We start from the raw sequence: 22,239 nt of genomic DNA, 5'->3' as shown, positions 1-22,239 counted from the left end.
GGTGAACTGCCGATAATCGGGCATGGCAGGCACGCTACTGGTTGCACAATCGTCCCTTACGCTATGATCTGTACAAATTTACAGTGTCGGTTGTCAGTCATGTCCCTGCGCAAAATCATCCATGTCGATTGCGACTGCTTCTACGCCGCCATCGAAATGCGTGACGACCCCAGCCTGGCGGATCGGCCGATGGCGGTCGGCGGCTCGGCGGATCGACGTGGGGTGATCGCCACCTGCAATTACGAGGCGCGCGCTTATGGCGTGCGTTCGGCCATGTCGTCGCGCCATGCGCACAAGCTGTGTCCGGACCTGCTGATCGTCAAGCCGCGCTTCGAAGCCTACCGCGAGGCTTCCCGGGAAATTCAACAGATCTTCCGCGACTACACCGACCTGATCGAGCCGTTGTCGCTCGACGAGGCCTACCTCGACGTCACCGACAGCCAGTGGTTCGCCGGCAGCGCCACGCGCATCGCCGAGGACATCCGCCGGCGCGTGGCCAAAACGCTGCACATCACCGTGTCCGCAGGCGTGGCACCCAACAAGTTCCTGGCCAAGATCGCCAGCGACTGGCGCAAGCCCAATGGGCTGTTCGTCATCACGCCCAATGAAGTAGACGCCTTCGTCGCACAATTGCCGGTGAATCGGCTGCATGGCGTAGGCAAGGTGACTGCCGACAAACTCAGCCGGCTGCGCATCGAGACCTGCGAAGACTTGCGCGCCTGGACCCGCCTGTCGCTGGTGCGCGAGTTCGGCAGTTTCGGCGAGCGCCTGTGGGGCCTGGCCCATGGCATCGACGACCGCGTGGTGCAGGCCGACAGCAGGCGGCAGTCGGTCAGCGTCGAAAATACCTACGACACCGACCTGCCTGACTTGAACAGTTGCCTGGAACGTCTTCCCGACCTGCTGGCGAGTCTGACCGAACGGCTGGGTCGCATGGACAGCAGCTACAAGCCGGGCAAACCCTTCGTGAAGGTCAAGTTCCACGATTTCAGCCAGACCACCCTGGAGCAGGCCGGGGCAGGGCGCGACCTGCACAGCTACCAGCAGTTGCTCAGCCAGGCGTTCGCCCGCGGCGGCAAGCCGGTGCGTTTGTTGGGGGTGGGGGTAAGATTGCTGGATCTGCGCGGCGCCCATGAACAGCTCGAGCTGTTCACGGAGCCCCACGCAGGGTAGATGCGTTACTGAGCGCCGGGGTCGGCGACCAGGCGACCGGTCTGCTTGGCCAGCGCGCGAACCAGCTCGCTTTGCAGTTCGGGATCGTTGCGGGTCAGTTCGACCAGGCTTTGTTCCAGTTCGCTGGCTTCTTCTTCCAGGCCCAGCTCCGAGAGGCGCTTGACCCGATAGACCCACTGGCCCACATCGTCGTCTTCCAAATCATCGAAGATCAGCTCGTGAGCTTCGCGCAGCTTGCCGCGCAGGCCGCTGCCAACCAGCAGGCTGGCGTCGCCACGCACACCACTGTCTTCGTCGCTGACCTGCACATGCAGCGTGCCGACCTTATCGAGGTTTTGCTCGGCGAAAGGGCTGTCGAGCAGATTCAGGCGCAGCACGCCGTTCTGGTCGGTGCTCAGTTCGTGGTTGGCCTTGCCGGCCTTGACCTCCACCGGACGCTCGCTCCAGGGCAGGTTGATCGACTCCTCGCGCTGGTCTTTGCGGACTTCGCTGATGCCCGCAAGGTTCTGCTGCGCGCGGCCATTGGACTGCACGTTCATGAATGGGTTGAGCCCGGCGATACCATATTCCAGCCAGCCATGGGTCACGCTGTCGGGCAGGTTGCCGAGCGCGATCAGGTTGGCCACGTTGGCGCCTACGCCGGCGACCACGGCCACCGCGCCCAGCGGCATCTCGTAGAGTTCGCGCCAGGGTTGGTAGGGGGTATAGCGGTCGTAGCGGCGGGTCACTTCGAATTCCGTCACTTCGAAACGCTTGCGCTCGGTGATGCGCACCCGACGCTGCGGCAATTCCATCACTTCGGGCTCGCCCACATCGACATGCAGACGGTGTTCGAGCAATTTACGCTCGACACGGTCCTCGTTGTCACTGCGTTGCGACATCGGGTTGGCGCAGCCGCTGAGCAACAGGGCGCCGCTGAGCGCGGCGCCCCCCAGGGCAAAGGTCCTTCGTTTGAACATGGTCACCCAGGCGTTGGCTATCAGCGGCGCACTCGCGCTTGCAGGAAGGTCAGCACCTCGTCGATCGCCAGCGGTTGGGCGTCTTGTTCGGTGCGGTGCTTGTACTCCAGGTTGCCCTCGGCCAGCGAACGGTCGCTGACCACGATACGGTGTGGAATACCGATCAGTTCCATGTCGGCGAACTTGATGCCAGGGCTGGTCTTCTTGTCACGGTCGTCGAGCAGCACTTCGAAGCCGGCAGCGGTCAGTTCGGCGTACAGCTTGTCGGTAGCCTCGCGCACCGCTTCGGTTTCATAACGCAGCGGCACCAACGCGACCTGGAAGGGTGCCAGGGCATCGTTCCAGACGATGCCTTTCTCGTCGTGGCTCTGCTCGATGGCTGCGGCCACCACACGCGATACGCCGATGCCGTAGCAACCCATCGACAGCACCACCGGTTTGCCGTTTTCGCCCAGCACCTGGCACTTGAGCGCTTCGCTGTACTTGGTGCCGAGTTGGAAGATGTGACCCACTTCGATGCCGCGTTTGATCACCAGCGTGCCTTGGCCGTCGGGGCTTGGATCGCCTTCGACCACGTTGCGCAGGTCCGCGACTTGCGGTACCGGCAGGTCGCGCTCCCAGTTGACGCCGAAGTAGTGCTTGTCGTCGATGTTCGCACCGACGGCAAAGTCGCTCATCAGGGCGACCGAGCGGTCGATGATGCATTCGAGCGGCAGGTTCAGCGGGCCGAGGGAGCCCGCGCCAGCGCCGATGGCGTTACGCAAGTCGTCTTCGGTCGCCATGACCAGCGGTTCTGCGACCTGCTCCAGCTTGACGGCTTTGATCTCGTTGAGCTCGTGGTCGCCGCGCACCACCAGTGCGATCAGCTTGCCTTCTTCGGCGCCGCGCACGATGAGGGTCTTGACGGTTTTCTTGATCGGCAGGCCATGTTGCTCGACCAGTTGCGCGATGGTCTTGGCGTCGGGCGTATCGACCAGGCGCAGCTCTTCGCTGGGCATCGGCCGCACGCTTTCGCGTGGCAGGGCTTCAGCCTTCTCGATGTTGGCGGCGTAATCGGAGCTGTCGCTGAAGATCACATCGTCTTCGCCGGACGAGGCCAGTACGTGGAATTCGTGGGAGTAGCTGCCGCCGATCGAGCCGGTGTCGGCCTGCACCGGACGGAAATCCAGGCCCAGGCGCGTAAACACGTTGGTGTAGGCCTGGTGCATGCGGTCGTAGGTGTCTTGCAGCGACGCCTGGTCGGCATGGAAGGAGTAGGCGTCCTTCATGATGAATTCACGACCACGCATCAGACCGAAGCGCGGACGGATTTCGTCGCGGAATTTGGTCTGGATCTGGTAGAGATTCAGCGGCAGCTGTTTGTAGCTCGACAGCTCGTTACGCGCCAGGTCGGTGATGACCTCTTCGTGGGTCGGTCCGACGCAGAACTCGCGGTTGTGGCGGTCTTTGATGCGCAGCAGCTCCGGGCCGTATTGCTCCCAGCGGCCGGATTCCTGCCACAGCTCGGCAGGCTGCACGCTGGGCATCAGCACTTCCAGAGCGCCGGCGGCATTCATTTCCTCGCGGACCACCTGCTCGACCTTGCGCATGACCCGCAGGCCCATGGGCAGCCAGGTGTACAGACCAGAGGCCAGCTTGCGGATCATGCCGGCACGCAACATGAGCTGGTGGCTGATGACCACGGCGTCGGCCGGGGTTTCTTTTTGGGTGGCGAGCAAATATTGACTGGTGCGCATGGGGAGCCGTGTCGATTGCCTAATGTTTGAAATGACCCCGCATTGTACGGGGGTGAGTCGAAGCCGTACAGGATGCCCCAGGGGCGTGGCCTTGTCAGCCAAGAAAAAGCCCGGCAGGGGCCGGGCTTTCTCGGGTGCTGGGCGGTGCAAGCCTGGGCTTACAGGATGCTCAGCGGGTACTCGACGATCAGACGCAGTTCGTCCAGCGAAGCCGAACCGTAGTAGACGCCATCGGAGGAGCGGTAGGTGGCTTGGCGCACGCGGAAGCTGAGGTCCTTGGCCGGGCCTTCCTGCAGGACGTACTTGACGTCGATGTCGCGTTCCCATTCCTTGCCGCTGGTGGTGCCTTCGACGTGGGCGTCGGAGCCGCGGACGTAACGGGTCATGAAGGTCAGGCCGGGGATGCCGTACTCGGCCAGGTTCAGGTCGTAGCGCGCCTGCCAGGATTTTTCGTTCTCGGCGTTGAAGTCCGAGCGTGCCACGGAGTTGGCCAGGAAGACAGTGCCGCCACCGTCTACGCCGTAGGCGTAGTCGCCGTCGCCCGTTACGCGCTGATGCGCCAGGGTGAAGGTGTGGGCGCCGATTTTCCACGCCCCCGACAGGCTGTACGCGGTGTTGTCGAGCTTGTCGCCGTCGTAGGCTCTGATGTTGTTCGAACCGTCACCCTTGGTGTTGTAGACGTTGAAGTCGAACACCAGGCCTTGGTTGTCGGACAGGGGCAGTGCCCAGTTCACGTTGCCATACCACTTGCGCCAGTAGTCTTCGACGTTGGAGTGGTAAACGCTGGCGGACAGGCCGTCGGTGATCGCGTAGGTACCACCGATGACGTCGGCTTCGGTGAGGTTGAGGCTGTCGTGGCCGGTACGGTTCTGGGCGTTCAGGCCGGTGAAGCGACCTGCTTGCAGGACCAGACCTTTGATCTCGCTGCTGGTGATCAATGCACCTTCGGCGACTTCCGGCAGCAGACGGCTGTCGTCGGTGGCGAACACAGGCATCGCGGTGAACTGGTTACCGACTTTCAAAACGGTGTCGGAAACGCGGAACTTGATCGCTGCACCGCCTTCGGAGAACTCGTCTTGCGAGCGGCCGTCGGAGCCGGTCGGGAACTGGCCGGTGCCGGAGCGGCCTTTGCCGCTGTCGAGCTTCAGGCCCAGCAGGCCGATGGCGTCGACGCCAACCCCGACGGTGCCTTGGGTGAAGCCGGATTCGTAGGTGCCGATGAAGCCCAGACCGGTTTCTTCCACGCGGCTCTTGCCGGATTCGTTGTTACGGAAGTCGCGGCTGAAATACAGCATGCGGGTCTTGACGTTGAGCTTGCTGTCTTCGATGAAACCTTTCGATTCGTCTTGCGAAGAGGCGACTGCCAGCTGCGAGGTCCCTGCCGCAACGGCCAGGGCGATCATGCTCCACTTCATCACGCGCATCGTGATTTGCTCCTTTGGTTTTAGGAAGAGTCCGCTGCACCCGGCTTTTTAGTTATTGGGGCAGCTCTTTCTTTTTATGTCGCCGCGGCGTTAGCGCCACTGTGACTTGTACGTTTCAGCAGACCGGGATCGGTCCATGCCGATGACAACCCATCTGTGTTACAGGCAAGGATTCAAGCTGTGAATCCACCGCCATGCGTGCCTGCTGACGCCCCTCGCTGCGATCAGCGGATGGACGGTGCAAGCGTTGTAAACGTGAAGCGTCCTACCGTTTCAGGATGGCCCCTTGCGTTAACCCCAGGATCGCGAGAGGCCTTCTGAACTGATTGAATGCAAATGCAACAAGCGTGCTCATTTTCACGTTCTGTTGATGTTTTTTTCACATCCGCCACCGGCGTGGGTCGCAGACCGCCGTATTTGCTTGGTCCGCCTCGATTTGAACTGCCGCCATGCGCAGTCGAATCCACTCGCTGCACACATTGTTGCAAGTCAATGTGTTACCGGCCCTTGTTGAGGTTGAGTATTTTGCGCGTGCCCAATTGAAGGTAAGTCTCATTTACCTTACTTGGCTGGTGCGAAAAGTAGCGTGTGTTACCCATCTGGGTGCATCGAACGTTTTTTCGCACACTTGTGGTGCGCTGAGCTTGGCGGCTTGCCGGCAGCCATGTGCTCGCGCGCCAAGCGAGGTATCCTTGCGGCCAATTGTGCATACCGGTGTGGGAGGTTTTTCGTGTTTGTTCTGGATTCGCGTTTGCAGCAGGACTCGATCGAGTTGGGCCGTCTGCAGCTGTGCAGTGTGCTGTTGAGCAAGGATGCCAACTATCCATGGTTCATCCTGGTGCCGCGTCGAGCGGACGTCAGTGAGTTGTTCGATTTGAGTGCAGCCGATCAACAACAGCTGTGGAAAGAGACCACGTTGTTGGCCGAGGGGCTGAAGGGCGCCTATGCCGCCGACAAGATGAACGTCGCCACCCTGGGCAATGTGGTGAGCCAACTGCACATGCACGTGATCGTGCGTAAGCATGACGACGCGGCCTGGCCTGCGCCGGTGTGGGGCCGAGTGCCAGCGATCGCCTACACGCCCGCGCAAGTGCAGGCGTTGCGGATTCGTCTCGCGCAGTTGCTGGGCAGCGAGTGGGTGGAGGTGCGCGATGACGCTTGAGCGCCAGGTCATCGAACTGGAAACGCGTCAGGCGTTTCAGGACGACACCTTGCAGGCGCTGAACGAGGTGGTGTTCGAGCAGGCCAGGCAGATCGAGCGCCTGCAGCAGCAGATGGCGCATCTGCTCAAGCGCTATGACGATCTGGTGGGGCAGTTGGGCAGTGAGGGCGACGAAGCGCCGCCGCCACACTATTGAGGTGAGCGGCGCTACGCGAAGGCAACCACGTAGCGCCGCTGCGATCAACGTCGGTTGATGGCCACTACGTCTTCGGCCTGCAGGCCTTTGTCCCGGTGCATCACCGAGAACTCCACGCGCTGGCCTTCCACCAATACGCGATGGCCTTCACCGCGAATGGCGCGGAAGTGCACGAAGATGTCATCGCCCGAGTCGCGTGAGATGAAGCCGAAGCCTTTGGAGGTGTTGAACCACTTCACGGTGCCGGTATCGCGACTGCTGTCCTCGCTGGGAGCTGCCTGCTGGCTTTGGGTCTTGCGCGGCTTGCGCGCGAAACCGGCGGCCAGGTGCAGGGCAACTGCGAGGGTTGCGCAGAGCAGTGCTGGCAGGTTGCCCAGTTCTGGTCGAGCCAGCAGGGTGACCGTTTGCAGGATGACGGCCAGCACCAGCAGCGCACTGGCCAGACGCTGCAAGACCTGGCGCGAACCGCGGTAATACAACGGCACGACAGGCGCCAGCAACAGGTTGAGCAGGCCGAGTAGGGCCAGGTAGACCGCTTCGGGTAGCTGCAGGGAGAGAATGGCTTCGGTTCTGAGGCTAGGGATCGAGGCAAGCAGCAGCGCTGCAACGCCCGTCACCAGATGGACGATCTTGAACATGGGGGTTGGCTCACATTGATAAGGTCAATCACAGGGAGAGCTGGTGGCGCGGTGCGCAGGGGTATTAGGCGCGGTCACGTGGCAGTCCAGCCTATGCACCCGGCATTATCGATCCGCACGGGTGGCACGCTGCCTATTTAACCGTAAAGGCGCCGGCTTCTCAAACGGCCGGGGCAGGTGGCGCGTTCGAGTCGCGGAACCCGGCATCCGTGTACGAGTCTTGATACAGTATCGGTTTGCTCATCAAGCGTTATGCAAAAGGGGAGATCCATGGCAATTGATATCGGTATCAAAGAAGAGGACCGCAAGCAGATCGTCGACGGTCTGTCCCGGTTGTTGTCCGACACCTACGTGTTGTATCTGAAGACCCATAACTTCCACTGGAACGTCACCGGCCCGGCGTTCCGCACCCTGCACCTGATGTTCGAGGAGCAGTACAACGAGCTGGCCCTGGCCGTAGACGCCATCGCCGAGCGCATCCGCGCGCTGGGCTTCCCGGCGCCAGGTTCCTACGCGTTCTACGCCAAGCATTCGACCATCAAGGAAGAGCAGGGTGTACCGTCGGCCGAAGAAATGATCCGCCAGCTGGTCGAAGGCCAGGAAGCGGTCACCCGCACTGCCCGTAGCGTGTTCCCCGTAGTCGACGAGGCCAGTGACGAGCCGACTGCCGACCTGCTGACCCAGCGCATGCAAGTCCATGAAAAAACCGCCTGGATGCTGCGCGCGCTGCTCGAAGGCAAATAAAGCTTCGACCAACCGCTTTGCGCCGCACCGAAAGTGCCCGGCCCGAGTCATCGGGCCGGGCACTTTCGCGTCGGGCGCAACTACTTCCTGCTGCATCCCTTGCAGCCTTCGAGGCCTGATTGCAAAACGCCCGCGGCTTGAGGCGGGTAACTCGAGCGAGGAAGTAGGCAATGGAATCAAGGGGAATGGTTTCTCGGCAAGCACCCATGCAGCGCGGTTGGCCAGGCAAGCAATGCATCGATCCGTTTGCGGAGGACTTCGACATGCGAAGCGCCTGTCCCGTCTCGCGGTCGGTGCGGCTCAACGGCTTTTCCACCTGTCTGAGGCTGGAACGTGTGTATTGGGGGATTCTCGATCGAATTGCCGAAGCCAACCGGTGTTCGGTCAGTGCGGTGTTGTCCTACCTGGATCGCGAGGTGCACTTGCGTCATGGCGGCGTAAGAAATTTCAGTGGATTGGTCAGAGTGGTCTGCGTCGCCTGGTTGCTCGACCCGCCCGACGCACGGCGCGCAACGTCCGAGGCCCGGCGCCCAATGAACGGTGAGCTGCACGGCACCCCTTAACCATATATAATCGGCGTTTTTGGCTGCTCCGGCAGTCAGCATTGTGTTGATGAGAAACGTCGATGCCCCTTTATGACTATCAATGCGCCGCCTGCAATCACCAACTGGAGGCGCTGCAGAAAATCAGTGCAGCGCCGCTGACCGATTGCCCCGCCTGTCAGGCGCCCGAGCTCAAGAAGCAGTTGTCCGTTCCCGGGTTCCGCCTGGGCGGATCGGGTTGGTACGAAACCGACTTCAAGACCGGGACCAAGAAGAACCTGGCCGGTGACAACAAGCCCGACTGAGTTGAATTGCAGTGCGCAGGTCTTGCAGTATGGCCCCCTGGGCCGGCGAGCCCCTACCGAACACACGATCACGAGAAGCGAACCACCATCATGATGCGCAGCCACTATTGCGGCCAACTGAACGAGAGCCTGGACGGCCAGGAAGTCACCCTTTGCGGCTGGGTCCATCGTCGCCGCGACCACGGCGGGGTGATCTTCCTCGACATCCGTGACCGCGAAGGCCTGGCCCAGGTCGTCTTCGACCCGGACCGCGCCGAAACCTTCGCCGCTGCCGATCGCGTGCGTAGCGAGTACGTCGTGCAGATCACCGGCAAGGTCCGCCTGCGTCCCGCCGGCGCGGTCAACGCCAACATGACCTCCGGCGCCATCGAAGTGCTCGGCTACGAACTGACGGTGCTCAACGAAGCCGAGACGCCGCCGTTCCCGCTCAACGAATTCTCCGACGTCGGCGAGGAAACCCGCCTGCGCTATCGCTTCATCGACCTGCGCCGTCCGGAAATGGCCGACAAGCTGCGTCTGCGTTCGCGCATCACCAGCAGCATTCGCCGCTTCCTCGACGACAACGGCTTCCTCGACGTCGAAACCCCGATCCTGACCCGTGCCACGCCCGAAGGCGCACGCGACTATCTGGTGCCCAGCCGCACCCATGCCGGCAGCTTCTTCGCTTTGCCGCAGTCGCCGCAGCTGTTCAAACAGCTGCTGATGGTCGCCGGCTTCGACCGCTACTACCAGATCGCCAAGTGCTTCCGCGACGAAGACCTGCGCGCCGACCGCCAGCCCGAATTCACCCAGATCGACATCGAGACCAGCTTCCTCGACGAAACCGAGATCATGGGCCTGACCGAAAGCATGATCCGCAAGCTGTTCAAGGAAGTGCTGGACCTTGAATTCGGCGACTTCCCGCACATGACCTTCGAAGAAGCCATGCGCCGCTACGGTTCCGACAAGCCCGACCTGCGCAACCCGCTGGAACTGGTGGACGTCGCCGACCAGCTCAAGGACGTCGATTTCAAGGTCTTCAGCGGCCCGGCCAACGATCCCAAGTGCCGCGTCACCGCCCTGCGCCTGCCTGGCGGCGCCAGCATGCCGCGCAGCCGCATCGACGAATACACCAAGTTCGTCGGTATCTACGGTGCCCGCGGCCTGGCGTACATCAAGGTCAACGAACGCGCCAAGGGTGTGGAAGGTCTGCAGTCGCCGATCGTCAAGAACATTCCCGAGGCCAACCTCAATGTGATCCTCGATCGCGTGGGTGCTGTGGACGGCGACATCGTCTTCTTCGGTGCCGACAAGTTCAAGGTGGTCAGCGAAGCGCTGGGCGCCCTGCGTATCCGCCTGGGTCACGATTTCGAGCTGCTGACCTGCGAGTGGGCGCCGATGTGGGTCGTCGACTTCCCGATGTTCGAAGAGAACGAAGACGGCAGCTTCACTGCATTGCACCACCCGTTCACCGCACCCAAGTGCTCGCCCGAAGAGCTGGAGGCCAACCCGGCCACCGCGCTGTCGCGCGCTTACGACATGGTGTTGAACGGCACCGAGCTGGGTGGCGGTTCGATCCGTATCCACCGCAAGGAAATGCAGCAAGCGGTGTTCCGTCTGCTGGGCATCGAAGCGGCCGAACAGGAAGAGAAGTTCGGCTTCCTCCTCGACGCGCTGAAGTTCGGTGCGCCGCCTCATGGTGGTCTGGCCTTCGGCCTCGACCGTCTGGTGATGCTGATGACCGGCGCCCAGTCGATCCGTGAAGTGATCGCTTTCCCGAAAACCCAGAGCGCGGCCTGCGTCATGACTCAGGCTCCAGGTCTGGTGGATGCCAAGGCCCTGCGTGAACTGCACATCCGTCTGCGCGAGCAGACCAAGGTCGAGTAAGCTCGACACCAGGGGTGGCCGCTTGCAGTGGCCACCCCTGTGACATACCGCAGGTTTCCCGTTCCGCCCCGTTCAGGGGCGGGGCTGTTTCTGTTTCAAGGATTTGGAGTCGTTATGGCTGGTCATTCCAAGTGGGCGAACATCAAGCACCGCAAAGAGCGCCAGGATGCCAAGAGAGGCAAGGTCTTCACCAAGTGGATTCGTGAGCTGACCGTCGCGGCCAAGCAGGGCGGCGGCGATCCGGCCTCCAACCCGCGTCTGCGTCTGGCGCTGGACAAGGCGCTGGGCGCCAACATGAGCCGCGACATCATCGACCGTGCCGTGGCACGCGGGGCCGGCACCAACGAAAGCGACAACGTCGAAGAGCTCAGCTACGAAGGTTATGGTCCGGGCGGTGTAGCGATCATGGTCGAAGCCATGACCGACAACCGCAACCGTACGGCTGCCGCCGTGCGCCATGCGTTCTCCAAGTGTGGCGGCAACCTGGGCACCGATGGCTCGGTGGCCTACCTGTTCGAACGCAAGGGGCAGATCAGCTTCGCCCCGGGCGTGGACGAAGACGCGTTGATGGAAGCGGCGATGGAGGCCGATGCCGACGACGTGGTGGCCAACGAAGACGGCTCCTTCGACGTGTTCGCCTCGTTCAACGGCTTCTATGCCGTGCGTAATGCCCTGGAGGAAGCCGGCTTCAAGGCCGCCGACGCGGAAATCGTCATGCTGCCCACGACCAGCGCCGAGCTGGACCAGGACGGCGCCGAGAAGGTGCTCAAGCTGATCGACATGCTCGAAGACCTCGACGACGTACAGAACGTCTACTCCAATGCGCAGATCAGCGACGAGATCATGGAACAACTGGGCTAGCGCCCGAGCGAATACGGGCTCGCTCGTGCCTCGACCATGGGGTGCGAGCCGGTCCGGGCCTGTTACGCGACACCCTGGATATTCCGGCGCAATCCTGCGCCTTTCTTGCATTGCAGGCGTTATGACTTTGATTCTTGGTATCGACCCCGGCTCGCGCATCACCGGCTACGGGGTGGTGCGGCAAACGGCGCGCGGGTGCGAATACGTGGCCTCGGGCTGTATCCGCACCGGTGACGGCGAGCTGCATTCGCGCTTGCAGATCGTCTTTCGTGGCGTGGCCGAGGTGATCCGCCTGCATGGGCCGGTCACCATGGGCATCGAACGGGTGTTCATGGCGCGCAACCCCGATTCCGCCCTGAAGCTGGGCCAGGCCCGAGGCGCGGCGATCGTCGCGGCGGCCGAGGCCGGGCTGGAGGTGGCCGAATACAGTCCTACGCAAATCAAGCAGGCGGTGGCCGGCACCGGTGGGGCGAACAAGGAACAGGTGCAGTTGATGGTGATGCACTTGCTCAAACTGACCCAGAAACCGCAGATCGATGCCTCCGATGCCCTGGCCATCGCACTGTGCCATGCCCATACCCGCTCCAGCCTGGTGCCTCATGGCCTGAGCACGGCGCGCCGGCGCGGCGGTCGCTTGCGGCTTTGAAAGCCTCATGCGTTGATACATATTTCGTCCTGGGGAAACACTTACCCTGGGCATTTGCTGATAGGGTGAGGCAGTCGCGAGCCACCCGCCCTGATTAAAGGAACGACACGTGATTGGACGTTTGCGCGGCACCCTGGCGGAAAAACAGCCGCCGCACCTGATTATCGACGTCAATGGCCTGGGCTATGAGCTGGAAGTGCCCATGACGACGCTCTATCGCCTGCCCAAGGTCGGTGAAACGGTCACGCTGCACACCCATCAAGTGGTGCGCGAAGATGCGCACCTGCTGTACGGTTTTTTCGAAAAGCGCGAGCGTGAGCTGTTTCGCGAGCTGATCCGGCTCAACGGTGTCGGCCCCAAGCTGGCCCTGGCGCTGATGTCCGGGCTCGAGGTGGACGAACTGGTGCGCTGCGTGCAGGCCCAGGACGCCTCGGTGCTGGTGCGCGTGCCAGGTGTGGGCAAGAAGACCGCCGAGCGTCTGCTGGTCGAGCTCAAGGACCGTTTCAAGGCCTGGGAAACCTCGCCGGCCATGTTCACCCTGGTGTCCGATGGGCCACTGCCGTTGGCGGTCGACTCCAGTGCCGAGGCCGACGCCGTCAGCGCACTGGTGTCGCTGGGCTACAAGCCGCAGGAGGCCAGCAAGGCCATCGGCGCGATCAAGGACAAGGCCGGCCTGAGCAGCGAAGAGCTGATCCGCCGTAGCCTCAAAGGGATGATCGTCAAGTGATCGAAGCCGACCGACTGATCGCCGCCAGCGGCCGCGATCGCGAAGAGGTCCAGGACCGCGCGATCCGCCCGCTCAACCTGGACGACTACATCGGCCAGCCGGTCGTGCGCGACCAGATGGGCCTGTTCATCCAGGCGGCGCGCGGACGCAACGAATCCCTCGACCACACCTTGATCTTCGGCCCGCCGGGCCTGGGCAAGACCACCCTGGCCAACATCATCGCCCATGAAATGGGCGTGTCGGTCAAGAGCACGTCCGGGCCGATCCTCGAGCGGCCGGGCGACCTGGCGGCGATGCTGACCAATCTCGAGCCGCACGATGTGCTGTTCATCGACGAAATCCACCGGCTGCCACCCGTGGTGGAGGAAGTGCTGTACCCGGCAATGGAGGATTTCCAGCTCGACATCATGATCGGCGAAGGCCCGGCGGCCCGCTCGATCAAGCTCGACCTGCCACCCTTCACCCTGGTCGGCGCCACCACCCGCGCCGGCATGCTCACCAATCCGTTGCGCGACCGCTTCGGTATCGTCCAGCGCCTGGAGTTCTACAGCAACAAGGATCTGAGTACGATCGTCTCGCGCTCTGCCGGAATTCTCGGCCTACCGATCGATCCTGAAGGCGCGTTCGAGATCGCCCGACGCGCGCGCGGCACGCCGCGTATCGCCAACCGCCTGCTGCGGCGCGTGCGCGACTTCGCACAGGTCCGCGGCCAGGGCCACATCACCAAGTCCATTGCCGACATGGCATTGAACCTGCTCGATGTCGATGAACGTGGCTTCGACCATTCCGACCGGCGCCTGCTGTTGACCATGATCGAAAAGTTCGACGGCGGCCCGGTCGGTGTCGACAACCTCGCTGCGGCCATCAGCGAGGAGCGCCACACCATCGAAGACGTGCTCGAACCCTACCTGATCCAGCAGGGCTACATCATGCGCACGCCACGTGGACGCGTGGTCACGCGGCATGCCTATCTGCATTTCGGCCTGAACATTCCGGGGCGCTTCGCCGAAGGTGGGGAATTTTCCGATCCAGGCGACGAGTAGTCGATCAAAACCGCTTTTGCGTGGTCCTACCGCTGGCGCTCGGCGAGCGGGCCGAACCTGCGACGAAGCCTGCGAAAAAACAGTTGTTCTGCCGGATTGGCAAGCCGAGGAGTAAGCACTAGAGTATGCGCGCGCAAAATGAGCTGGAACCGTTCGCACACCGCTGTCGCGTCTACTACGAAGATACCGATGCCGGCGGCGTGGTCTATTACGTCAACTACCTCAAGTTCATGGAGCGTGCGCGCACCGAACGGCTGCGTCACCTTGGCTTTTCCCAGGCACAACTGGCAACACAAGATCTTCTGTTCGTCGTCCACTCCAGCGAAGCGCGCTATCTGGCGCCGGCACGGCTGGACGACGAACTGCGGGTAACCGCGCACGTGTGTGAGCTCAATCGGGCCAGCTTGCGCTTCATCCAGCAGGTATGGCGGGAGCGCGATCAGACCTTGCTTTGCGAGGGGCGATTCCTGGTCGCCGCCGTGCGCGCCGAAACTTTCAAACCCCGAGCCATTCCCCCGGAACTGCGTGATGCGTTCCTGGCGGATTGTTCGGGTCATCAATCGAACGCAGGAGAATAAGCGTGGAAGCAAACGTCGTCGACCATACCTCCATGTGGAGCCTGGTCGCCAATGCCAGTGTCGTGGTGCAGTTGGTCATGCTGACCCTGGTCGCCGCCTCGGTGACCTCGTGGATCATGATCTTCCAGCGCAGCACCATGCTGCGTGCCGGCCGTCGCGCGCTGGACGCCTTCGAAGAGCGGTTCTGGTCGGGTATCGACCTGTCCAAGCTGTATCGCCAGGCGGGCAGCAATCCAGACCCTGACTCGGGTGTCGAGCAGGTGTTCCGCGCAGGCTTCAAGGAGTTCTCGCGTCTGCGCCAGCAGCCGGGCGTCGACCCCGATGCTGTGATGGAAGGGGTAGGGCGGGCCATGCGCGTCGCCATCTCCCGCGAGGAAGAGAAACTCGAGCAGAGCCTGCCGTTCCTGGCCACCGTCGGTTCCACCAGTCCATACATCGGTCTGTTCGGCACCGTCTGGGGCATCATGAACTCGTTCCGTGGCCTGGCCAGCGCCCAGCAGGCGACCCTGGCCACCGTAGCGCCTGGTATCGCCGAAGCCCTGATCGCCACCGCGATCGGCCTGTTCGCCGCCATTCCCGCCGTTATCGCCTACAACCGTTTTGCCGCACGCAGCGAGACCCTGATCGGCCGTTACTACACGTTCGCCGACGAGTTCCAGGCCATCCTGCACCGCAAAGTACACACCAGCGAAGAGTGATCAGGTAGAAACCCATGGCCCGAGTTCGCCACAAACGCAAGCCGGTCGCCGAGATGAACGTGGTGCCCTACATCGACGTGATGCTGGTGCTGCTGGTCATCTTCATGGTGACGGCACCCATGCTCAACCAGGGCGTGAAGGTGGATCTGCCCAAGGTGTCCAGCGAGGCGCTGCCCCAGGACAACAACGTGCAGATCCTCACCATCTCCATCAAAGCCGACAAGACCTACTACTGGAACCTCGGCAGCGAAGTCGACACCGACAAGCAGATGGACAAGGCCATGACCCTGCCGGACATGACCAACGCCGTGACCAAGATCATCGCCGCCGGCCGCGACCAGGGTAAGCAGACCCAGGTGTTCATTCGTGGCGACAAGGCCGTTGACTACGGTGCGGTCATGGGCGCCATGGGCGGGCTGCAGCAAGCCGGCGTCGGTAATGTTGGTCTGATCACCGAGGCGCCCTGATGCAGCAGCGAGAGCCCTCCGCCTCGGAAAGCTACTTCTGGCCCAGCGTCTGGGCCATCGGTCTGCACGTGCTGGTCTTCGGCATGCTGTTCGTCAGCTTTGCCATGACGCCGGAACTGCCGCCGTCCAAGCCCATCGTTCAGGCTACGCTGTACCAGCTCAAGTCCAAGAGCCAGGCGACCACCCAGACCAACCAGAAGATTGCCGGCGAGGCCAAGAAAACCGCTTCACGCCAGACCGAAGTCGAGCAGATCGAGCAGAAAAAGGTCGAGCAGGAGGCCGTGAAGGCCGCGGAACAAAAGAAAGCCGATACCGCTCAAAAAGCCGAAGAAGCACGCGAGGCCGCCGAAGCCAAGAAGGCCGAGGAAGCAGCGAAGGCCGCCGAAGCGAAAAAAGCCGCTGAAGCCAAGAAGGCCGACGAGGCCAAGAAAGCCGAAGCGTCGAAGAAGGCCGCCGAGAAGCAACAGGCCGACATCGCCAAGAAGAAGGCCGAAGAAGAGGCCAAGAAAAAGGCCGAAGAAGAAGCCAAGAAAGAGGCTGCGGAAGAGGCGAAGAAAAAAGCCGCCGAAGACGCTAAAAAGCAGGCCGCCGAAGAAGCCAAGAAAAAAGCAGCCGAGGACGCCAAGAAGAAAGCGGCGGCCGAGGATGCGAAGAAGAAAGCAGCCGAAGAGGCCAAGAAAAAAGCCGCTGCGGACGCTCAGAAGAAAAAAGCCCAGGATGCGGCGCGCAAGGCGGCGGAAGACAAGAAAGCGCAGGCGTTGGCCGAGCTTCTGTCCGATACCACCGAGCGCCAGCAGGCCCTGGCCGACGAGCAGGGCGACCAGGTGGCCGGCGATTTCGACGACCTGATCCGTATGCGAGCCGCCGAAGGTTGGGCACGTCCACCGTCCGCGCGCAAGGGCATGACCGTGGTACTGCAGATCAACATGCTGCCCGATGGCACCGTCACCGGCGTGAAGGTGGCCAAGTCCAGCGGTGACGCTTCGTTCGACAGTTCGGCCGTTGCGGCAGTGAAGAACATTGGTCGTTTGACCGAAATGCAAGGCTTGAAGCCGAACGAGTTCAACCCGTACCGGTCATTCAAGATGACATTTACACCTGAGGATCTTGCGTTGTGATTAAACGTCTGAGAGGACTGCTTGTCTTGCTCTGCTGCGTGGCAGGCATGGCAGTGGCAGATGAAAAGAACATCCTGGTCACCAGCGGTAGTGACCGGGCCACTCCCATCGCCGTAGTGCCCTTCGGTTTGCAGGGCGGCAGTGTGCTGCCCGAAGACATGGCCGAAATCATCGGCAATGACTTGCGCAACTCCGGTTACTACTCGCCGATCCCGCGCCAGAACATGATCAGCCAGCCGAGCCAGGCCAGCGAAGTCATCTTCCGCGACTGGAAAGCCTTGGGTGCGCAGTACGTCATGGTGGGCAGCATCGTACCGTCCGGCGGTCGCTTGCAGGTGCAGTACGCGCTGTTCAACGTGGCTACCGAACAGCAAGTGCTGACCGGCAGCGTATCGGGCACCACCGACCAGCTGCGCGACATGTCGCACTACATCGCCGACCAGTCGTTCGAAAAGCTCACCGGCATCAAGGGCGCGTTTTCCACCCGCATGCTGTACGTGACCGCCGAACGTTTCTCGGCCACCAACACCCGCTACACCTTGCAGCGTTCGGATTACGACGGTGCCCGTGCGGTGACGCTGCTGCAATCGCGTGAGCCGATCCTCTCGCCGCGTTTCGCGCCGGACGGCAAGCGTATCGCCTATGTGTCGTTCGAACAGAAACGTCCGCGTATCTTCGTCCAGCACATCGATACCGGTCGCCGCGAGCAGATCACCAACTTCGAAGGTCTCAACGGTGCTCCGGCGTGGTCGCCCGATGGTTCGCGCCTGGCGTTCGTCCTGTCCAAGGACGGCAACCCCGACATCTACGTCATGAACATGGGTTCGCGTCAGATCAGTCGCGTTACCGCAGGTCCGGGTATCAACACCGAACCGTTCTGGGGTAAAGACGGCAACACCATCTACTTCACGTCCGACCGTGGCGGCAAACCACAGATCTATAAAACTTCGGCCAGTGGCGGTGGTGCAGAACGCGTTACTTTCGTGGGTAACTACAATGCCAACCCCAAGTTGTCGGCCGATGAAAAGACGTTGGTCATGATTCACCGCCAGCAAGGTTTTACCAACTTCAAAGTGGCGGCACAGGACTTGCAGCGCGGAAGTGTAAAGATTCTCTCCGAGACCAGTCTTGATGAGTCGCCTACTGTTGCGCCCAACGGCACCATGCTAATCTACGCCACCCGCCAGCAGGGCCGGGGAGTCTTGATGCTCGTGTCCCTAAACGGACGCACGAGGCTCCCGCTTCCTACCGCTCAAGGCGAAGTCAGAGAACCGTCCTGGTCCCCTTACCTGAACTGATTGCGGCGTAATACTTTTGCTTAACACACTGGGGTTTCATTAGGAGTTTCACGATGGAAATGCTGAAGTTTGGTAAATTCGCTGCGCTGGCTCTGGCCATGGCCGTAGCTGTAGGTTGCTCCTCCAAGGGCGGTGACAATGCGGGTGAAGGCAGCAACGCTGGTGCTGTCGATCCTAACGCCGGTTACGGTGCCAACACTGGCGCTGTCGACGGCAGCCTGAGCGAAGAAGCTGCTCTGCGCGCAATCACCACCTTCTACTTCGAATACGACAGCTCGGACCTGAAGCCAGAAGCCATGCGCGCTCTGGACGTTCACGCCAAGGACCTGAAGTCCAACGGCAGCCGTGTCGTACTTGAAGGCAACACCGACGAACGCGGTACTCGCGAGTACAACATGGCTCTGGGCGAGCGTCGCGCCAAAGCCGTTCAGCGTTACCTGGTGCTGCAGGGCGTTTCCCCTGCTCAGCTGGAACTGGTTTCCTACGGCGAAGAGCGTCCAGTTGCTACCGGCAACGACGAGCAGAGCTGGGCCCAGAACCGTCGCGTAGAACTGCGTAAGTAAGTCCTATGCGTAAGTGCCGCCTTGCTGTAACCGTCCTCGCTCTCGGCCTGCCGTTCTCGGCACTGGCCGCGGTTCCTATCGTCGGTGACAACGCGAGCAGCTATCCGCCCGCGGGTTATGGCACGAGCGGCGCTTATGCCGGCGCAGGGGCTTCCGCCCCTGCCTCGGCACAAGGGCAGCTGTTCATGCAGTTGCAACAGATGCAAGACCAGATCTCTCGCCAACAGGGCATCATCGAAGAGCTGCAAAACGATGTTGCACGCATGAAGCAAGAGGGGCTGGAGCGTTACCAGGATCTCGACCAGCGCATCAACAGTGCTGCGCAAGCGCCGACGTCCAACAATTCTTCTGCCGGCAGCGCTCCCGCTGCGGGCACTGCGAGTGGCGACAGTGGCGCCAGCGCGAAACCCGCGCCTTCGAGCGAACCGGGTGATCCGGCCAAAGAAAAGCTGTATTACGACGCTGCCTTCGACCTGATCAAGCAAAAAGACTTCGACAAGGCCAGCCAGGCCTTCGGCGCCTTCTTGCGCAAGTATCCCAACAGCCAATATGCCGGCAACGCGCAATACTGGCTGGGTGAAGTCAACCTCGCCAAAGGCGACTTGCAGGGCGCCAGCCAGGCATTCGCCAAAGTGGGTCAGCAATATCCCAAACACAGCAAGGTGCCCGATTCCCTGTACAAGCTCGCCGATGTCGAGCGACGTCTGGGGCATACCGACAAAGTCAAAGGCATCCTGCAGCAAGTGGTCAGCCAATACCCAGGAACGTCCGCTGCGCAATTGGCCCAGCGCGACTTGCAACGGCTCTGATCCTACCGTTCGAAAGAAACCCGCGCCTGTCGCGGGTTTTTTCGTTAGACTCTGCGCCCTTTTTTCAATCACTACGCTGTCGCGGATAACGCTATGTCGAGTTCGCGCCAGTGCCTTACGGAGGCGGGCAGCCTGTGTAGCTGCCTGGCCCTGGGCGGACCATGCAAGACACACTACGCATCACCGAAGTCTTCTACTCGTTGCAGGGTGAGACGCGAACGGCTGGCTTGCCCACCGTGTTCGTGCGTCTGACCGGTTGCCCGCTGCGCTGTCAGTACTGCGACAGCGCTTATGCGTTCAGCGGTGGCACCGTCCGTACGCTGGATTCGATCCTCGAGCAGGTGGCCGCTTTCAAGCCCCGTTTCGTTTGCGTCACCGGCGGCGAGCCACTGGCCCAGCCCAACGCCTTGCCCTTGCTGCAGCGGCTGTGCGATGCCGGCTACGAGGTCAACCTCGAAACCAGCGGCGCCTTGGACATCTCGGCGACCGACACCCGTGTCAGCCGGGTAGTGGACCTCAAAACGCCAGGTTCGCTGGAGTGCCATCGCAATCTGTACGAAAACATGGCGCACCTCACGCGCAACGACCAGGTCAAATTCGTGATCTGCTCGCGTGAGGACTATGACTGGGCGGTCTCCAAGCTGATCGAGTACAACCTCGAGCAGCGCGCTGGCGAGGTGCTGTTTTCGCCTAGCCACGGTCAAGTCAACGCCCGCGAGCTGGCCGACTGGATCGTTGCCGACAACCTGCCCGTACGTTTCCAATTGCAGTTGCACAAACTGCTGTGGAACGACGAACCTGGCCGCTGATTGAGGAGTCATCAACCATGAACGAGAAACGTGCTGTCATCCTGCTATCGGGCGGGCTCGACTCAGCCACTGTGGTAGCGATGGCCAAGGCCGAAGGCTATCAGTGCTACACCATGAGTTTCGATTACGGCCAGCGCCATCGCGCCGAGCTCAACGCTGCGGCGCGCATTGCCCGCGACTTGGGCGTGGTCGAACACAAAGTCATCGGCCTCAACCTCGACGGTATCGGCGGCTCGGCCCTGACCGACACCAGCATCGACGTTCCCGAGGCGCCGGCCGAAGGCATTCCGGTCACCTACGTGCCGGCACGCAATACGGTGTTCCTGTCCCTAGCCTTGGGCTGGGCGGAAGTGCTGCAGGCGCGGGATATCTTCATCGGCGTCAATGCGGTGGACTATTCGGGCTATCCCGATTGCCGTCCAGAGTTCGTCGAGGCCTTCGAGCGCATGGCCAATCTGGCGACCAAAGCCGGCGTGGAAGGCAACGGCTTCACCATCCGTGCACCGCTGCAGAACATGAGCAAGGCGCAGATCATCCAAGCGGGCGTGGCCCAAGGTGTGGATTACGGGCTAACGGTCTCGTGCTACCAGGCCGACGATGACGGCCGCGCCTGCCGCAAATGCGACAGTTGCCGGCTGCGTGCCGACGGCTTCCGTCAGGCAGGGGTGCAGGACCCTACGCCTTATTTTCAATAATTTCGCTGTAGGGTATTGATTTCCTTCTGGAAATCATTAAGATACGCGCCATCCAACGGGTCGTTAGCTCAGTTGGTAGAGCAGTTGGCTTTTAACCAATTGGTCGTAGGTTCGAATCCTACACGACCCACCATCTTCAAAGCAGCGTGTGCAGGGTTGCGGAAGCGCTTTCAAGTATCGGCCTCTGAAGCACCTGTCATGAGCGGCACCAGACATCTGTCCGAGTGCACTCACCCGCGAAAAGCCCGCCTCCATGGCGGGCTTTTTCGTCTGTGTCGTTCAACTCCAGCCCCTCGGCCGCTCGAACAGGCCAGCATGGCTTGACGTGCCCACATCCGTACTCCGATGCTGCCCACTGTGCCGCCATCCGGACTCGAGCCCATGTTACCCAGCTCCTCGTCGCCCTCCAGCGCAGAACGCGCGCGTCTTCGCGCGCTCAATGGTCGTGTCGGTCTGGCGTTGGTCGCCGCCTTGTCGTTCCTGGCAGGGATGACCGACGCCATCGGCTTTCTGGCCACGGGCGACTTCGTCTCGTTCATGAGCGGCAACACCACGCGCATGGCGATTTCCATCAGCCAGGGCGAGATTCATGGCCTGCTGCGTCTGGGGTTGGCCATCGTCTGCTTCGTGCTGGGCAATGCCTTGGGGGTGATGCTGGCGCGTGCGTTACGGCGTCGCGCTGCGCCGCTGCTGGTCATCGTGGCTTTGGTGCTGGGCGGTGCCGCATTGCCTGGGCTGGGAATCTTCGTAGCGCTGGCCTTGGCCATCGTCGCCATGGGCATGCTTAATGCGGTGGTCGAGCAGGTCAATGGCATGGCGATCGGGCTCACCTACGTCACCGGCGCACTGTCGCGATTCGGTCGCGGCTTGGGGCGTTGGCTGATGGGCGAGCGCCACAGCGGCTGGCGCGTACAGCTGGTGCCTTGGAGCGGCATGCTGTTGGGGGCGGTGTGGGGAGCTTGGTTACAGGCGCGGCTAGGGATCGAGGCACTCGGGGTAAGCGCGGTGATGACGCTGGCGCTGGCCGGTATCGTGGTGCTGATACCTCCTGCCTGGCAGCGAGGCTACATGGTGCGTTAGGGAGCTTGGCCGAACGCGCCTCGCCAACGTCGGCCACACCTCGCCGGCCACACCTCGCCGGCCGCACCTCGCCGGCCACACCTCGCCAAACCATTCGCTCGA

General features: G+C 61.9%; 25 protein-coding genes and 1 tRNA gene. 22 read left to right on the top strand and 4 right to left on the bottom strand.

All coding sequences use genetic code 11. From position 1 onward, the window contains the following. Positions 1–105: 105 nt before the first annotated feature. Positions 106–1,173 (top strand): DNA polymerase IV, encoded by a 1,068-nt coding sequence (gene dinB, locus AA0Z93_RS02730; protein WP_413048362.1) that lies wholly within the window; start codon positions 106–108, stop codon positions 1,171–1,173. Positions 1,174–1,178: 5 nt separating this feature from the next. Here the strand turns inward: dinB and AA0Z93_RS02725 are convergent, their stop codons facing one another. The 3 genes from AA0Z93_RS02725 to AA0Z93_RS02715 all read right to left on the bottom strand — a co-directional run bounded on the left by AA0Z93_RS02725 (position 1,179) and on the right by AA0Z93_RS02715 (position 5,292). After that, entirely contained in the window at positions 1,179–2,132 is a 954-nt protein-coding gene (locus tag AA0Z93_RS02725; protein WP_413046501.1) for a hypothetical protein, read from the bottom strand. Positions 2,133–2,152: 20 nt separating this feature from the next. After that, positions 2,153–3,868 carry a proline--tRNA ligase gene (locus AA0Z93_RS02720; RefSeq protein WP_413046502.1) on the bottom strand — a complete coding sequence of 572 codons (1,716 nt, stop codon included), beginning with the start codon at positions 3,866–3,868 and terminating at the stop codon, positions 2,153–2,155. Between the two features lie 158 nt (positions 3,869–4,026). Further along, positions 4,027–5,292, bottom strand: a complete 1,266-nt coding sequence (locus AA0Z93_RS02715; protein WP_296264977.1) for an OprD family porin — start codon at positions 5,290–5,292, stop codon at positions 4,027–4,029. Between the two features lie 730 nt (positions 5,293–6,022). Between AA0Z93_RS02715 and AA0Z93_RS02710 the strand changes: the two genes are divergently transcribed. Further along, on the top strand, positions 6,023–6,454 hold the full coding sequence (locus AA0Z93_RS02710) for an HIT family protein (RefSeq protein WP_413046503.1): 432 nt from the start codon (positions 6,023–6,025) through the stop codon (positions 6,452–6,454). Continuing rightward, complete coding sequence (locus AA0Z93_RS02705) at positions 6,444–6,650, top strand: SlyX family protein (protein WP_413046504.1); 207 nt, start codon at positions 6,444–6,446, stop codon at positions 6,648–6,650. The genes AA0Z93_RS02710 and AA0Z93_RS02705 overlap by 11 nt, the downstream gene beginning before the upstream one ends. Before the next feature lie 44 nt (positions 6,651–6,694). Here AA0Z93_RS02705 and AA0Z93_RS02700 read toward each other — a convergent pair whose 3' ends face one another. Beyond that, complete coding sequence (locus tag AA0Z93_RS02700) at positions 6,695–7,288, bottom strand: cold shock domain-containing protein membrane protein (RefSeq protein ID WP_413046505.1); 594 nt, start codon at positions 7,286–7,288, stop codon at positions 6,695–6,697. Between the two features lie 270 nt (positions 7,289–7,558). Here AA0Z93_RS02700 and AA0Z93_RS02695 point away from each other — a divergent pair, with 270 nt between their 5' ends. From AA0Z93_RS02695 to AA0Z93_RS02605, 19 genes are all read left to right on the top strand, one after another. Further along, on the top strand, positions 7,559–8,032 hold the full coding sequence (locus AA0Z93_RS02695; RefSeq protein ID WP_413046506.1) for a Dps family protein: 474 nt from the start codon (positions 7,559–7,561) through the stop codon (positions 8,030–8,032). Between the two features lie 185 nt (positions 8,033–8,217). Beyond that, a complete protein-coding gene (locus tag AA0Z93_RS02690; RefSeq protein WP_413046507.1) occupies positions 8,218–8,595 on the top strand; it encodes a ribbon-helix-helix domain-containing protein in 378 nt (125 codons plus the stop codon). A 62-nt stretch (positions 8,596–8,657) separates the two neighbouring features. Then, entirely contained in the window at positions 8,658–8,879 is a 222-nt protein-coding gene (locus AA0Z93_RS02685) for an FmdB family zinc ribbon protein (RefSeq protein ID WP_413046508.1), read from the top strand. 90 nt (positions 8,880–8,969) lie between these two features. Then, on the top strand, positions 8,970–10,745 hold the full coding sequence (gene aspS / locus AA0Z93_RS02680) for an aspartate--tRNA ligase (RefSeq protein WP_313731695.1): 1,776 nt from the start codon (positions 8,970–8,972) through the stop codon (positions 10,743–10,745). Positions 10,746–10,859: 114 nt separating this feature from the next. Then, the gene (locus AA0Z93_RS02675) at positions 10,860–11,606 is read left to right on the top strand and encodes a YebC/PmpR family DNA-binding transcriptional regulator (RefSeq protein ID WP_413046509.1); all 747 of its coding nucleotides are present in this window, start codon (positions 10,860–10,862) and stop codon (positions 11,604–11,606) included. A gap of 121 nt (positions 11,607–11,727) precedes the next feature. Next, the gene (ruvC, locus tag AA0Z93_RS02670; protein ID WP_413046510.1) at positions 11,728–12,252 is read left to right on the top strand and encodes a crossover junction endodeoxyribonuclease RuvC; all 525 of its coding nucleotides are present in this window, start codon (positions 11,728–11,730) and stop codon (positions 12,250–12,252) included. Between the two features lie 109 nt (positions 12,253–12,361). Continuing rightward, a complete protein-coding gene (gene ruvA, locus AA0Z93_RS02665) occupies positions 12,362–12,979 on the top strand; it encodes a Holliday junction branch migration protein RuvA (protein ID WP_313741040.1) in 618 nt (205 codons plus the stop codon). Further along, positions 12,976–14,022 carry a Holliday junction branch migration DNA helicase RuvB gene (ruvB, locus tag AA0Z93_RS02660; protein WP_413046511.1) on the top strand — a complete coding sequence of 349 codons (1,047 nt, stop codon included), beginning with the start codon at positions 12,976–12,978 and terminating at the stop codon, positions 14,020–14,022. Before ruvA ends, ruvB begins: the two co-directional genes overlap by 4 nt. A 125-nt stretch (positions 14,023–14,147) precedes the next feature. Then, entirely contained in the window at positions 14,148–14,600 is a 453-nt protein-coding gene (gene ybgC, locus AA0Z93_RS02655) for a tol-pal system-associated acyl-CoA thioesterase (protein WP_413046512.1), read from the top strand. Positions 14,601–14,602: 2 nt separating this feature from the next. Continuing rightward, the gene (gene tolQ / locus AA0Z93_RS02650; protein WP_054890996.1) at positions 14,603–15,298 is read left to right on the top strand and encodes a protein TolQ; all 696 of its coding nucleotides are present in this window, start codon (positions 14,603–14,605) and stop codon (positions 15,296–15,298) included. A gap of 14 nt (positions 15,299–15,312) precedes the next feature. Beyond that, positions 15,313–15,765 (top strand): protein TolR, encoded by a 453-nt coding sequence (tolR, locus tag AA0Z93_RS02645; RefSeq protein WP_413046513.1) that lies wholly within the window; start codon positions 15,313–15,315, stop codon positions 15,763–15,765. Then, the gene (tolA, locus tag AA0Z93_RS02640; RefSeq protein WP_413046514.1) at positions 15,765–16,883 is read left to right on the top strand and encodes a cell envelope integrity protein TolA; all 1,119 of its coding nucleotides are present in this window, start codon (positions 15,765–15,767) and stop codon (positions 16,881–16,883) included. Before tolR ends, tolA begins: the two co-directional genes overlap by 1 nt. 47 nt (positions 16,884–16,930) lie before the next feature. Continuing rightward, a complete protein-coding gene (gene tolB, locus AA0Z93_RS02635) occupies positions 16,931–18,181 on the top strand; it encodes a Tol-Pal system beta propeller repeat protein TolB (RefSeq protein WP_313731698.1) in 1,251 nt (416 codons plus the stop codon). 53 nt (positions 18,182–18,234) lie between these two features. Next, on the top strand, positions 18,235–18,744 hold the full coding sequence (pal, locus tag AA0Z93_RS02630; protein ID WP_296265008.1) for a peptidoglycan-associated lipoprotein Pal: 510 nt from the start codon (positions 18,235–18,237) through the stop codon (positions 18,742–18,744). A 5-nt stretch (positions 18,745–18,749) separates the two neighbouring features. Further along, a complete protein-coding gene (ybgF, locus tag AA0Z93_RS02625) occupies positions 18,750–19,553 on the top strand; it encodes a tol-pal system protein YbgF (RefSeq protein WP_413046515.1) in 804 nt (267 codons plus the stop codon). Positions 19,554–19,714: 161 nt separating this feature from the next. Then, positions 19,715–20,362, top strand: coding sequence for a 7-carboxy-7-deazaguanine synthase QueE (queE, locus tag AA0Z93_RS02620; protein ID WP_413046516.1), 648 nt, complete (start codon positions 19,715–19,717; stop codon positions 20,360–20,362). 17 nt (positions 20,363–20,379) lie between these two features. Then, on the top strand, positions 20,380–21,057 hold the full coding sequence (queC, locus tag AA0Z93_RS02615; protein ID WP_413046517.1) for a 7-cyano-7-deazaguanine synthase QueC: 678 nt from the start codon (positions 20,380–20,382) through the stop codon (positions 21,055–21,057). 57 nt (positions 21,058–21,114) lie between these two features. Beyond that, a tRNA-Lys gene (locus AA0Z93_RS02610) sits at positions 21,115–21,190 on the top strand. Positions 21,191–21,438: 248 nt separating this feature from the next. Then, entirely contained in the window at positions 21,439–22,137 is a 699-nt protein-coding gene (locus AA0Z93_RS02605; protein ID WP_413046518.1) for a YoaK family protein, read from the top strand. Positions 22,138–22,239: the final 102 nt, after the last annotated feature.

This window comes from Pseudomonas phoenicis, from assembly GCF_047302395.1.
Taxonomy (GTDB): domain Bacteria; phylum Pseudomonadota; class Gammaproteobacteria; order Pseudomonadales; family Pseudomonadaceae; genus Aquipseudomonas.
The sequence above is the reverse complement of the archived record's forward strand: the minus strand, read 5'-3'. Positions and strand labels throughout refer to the sequence as shown.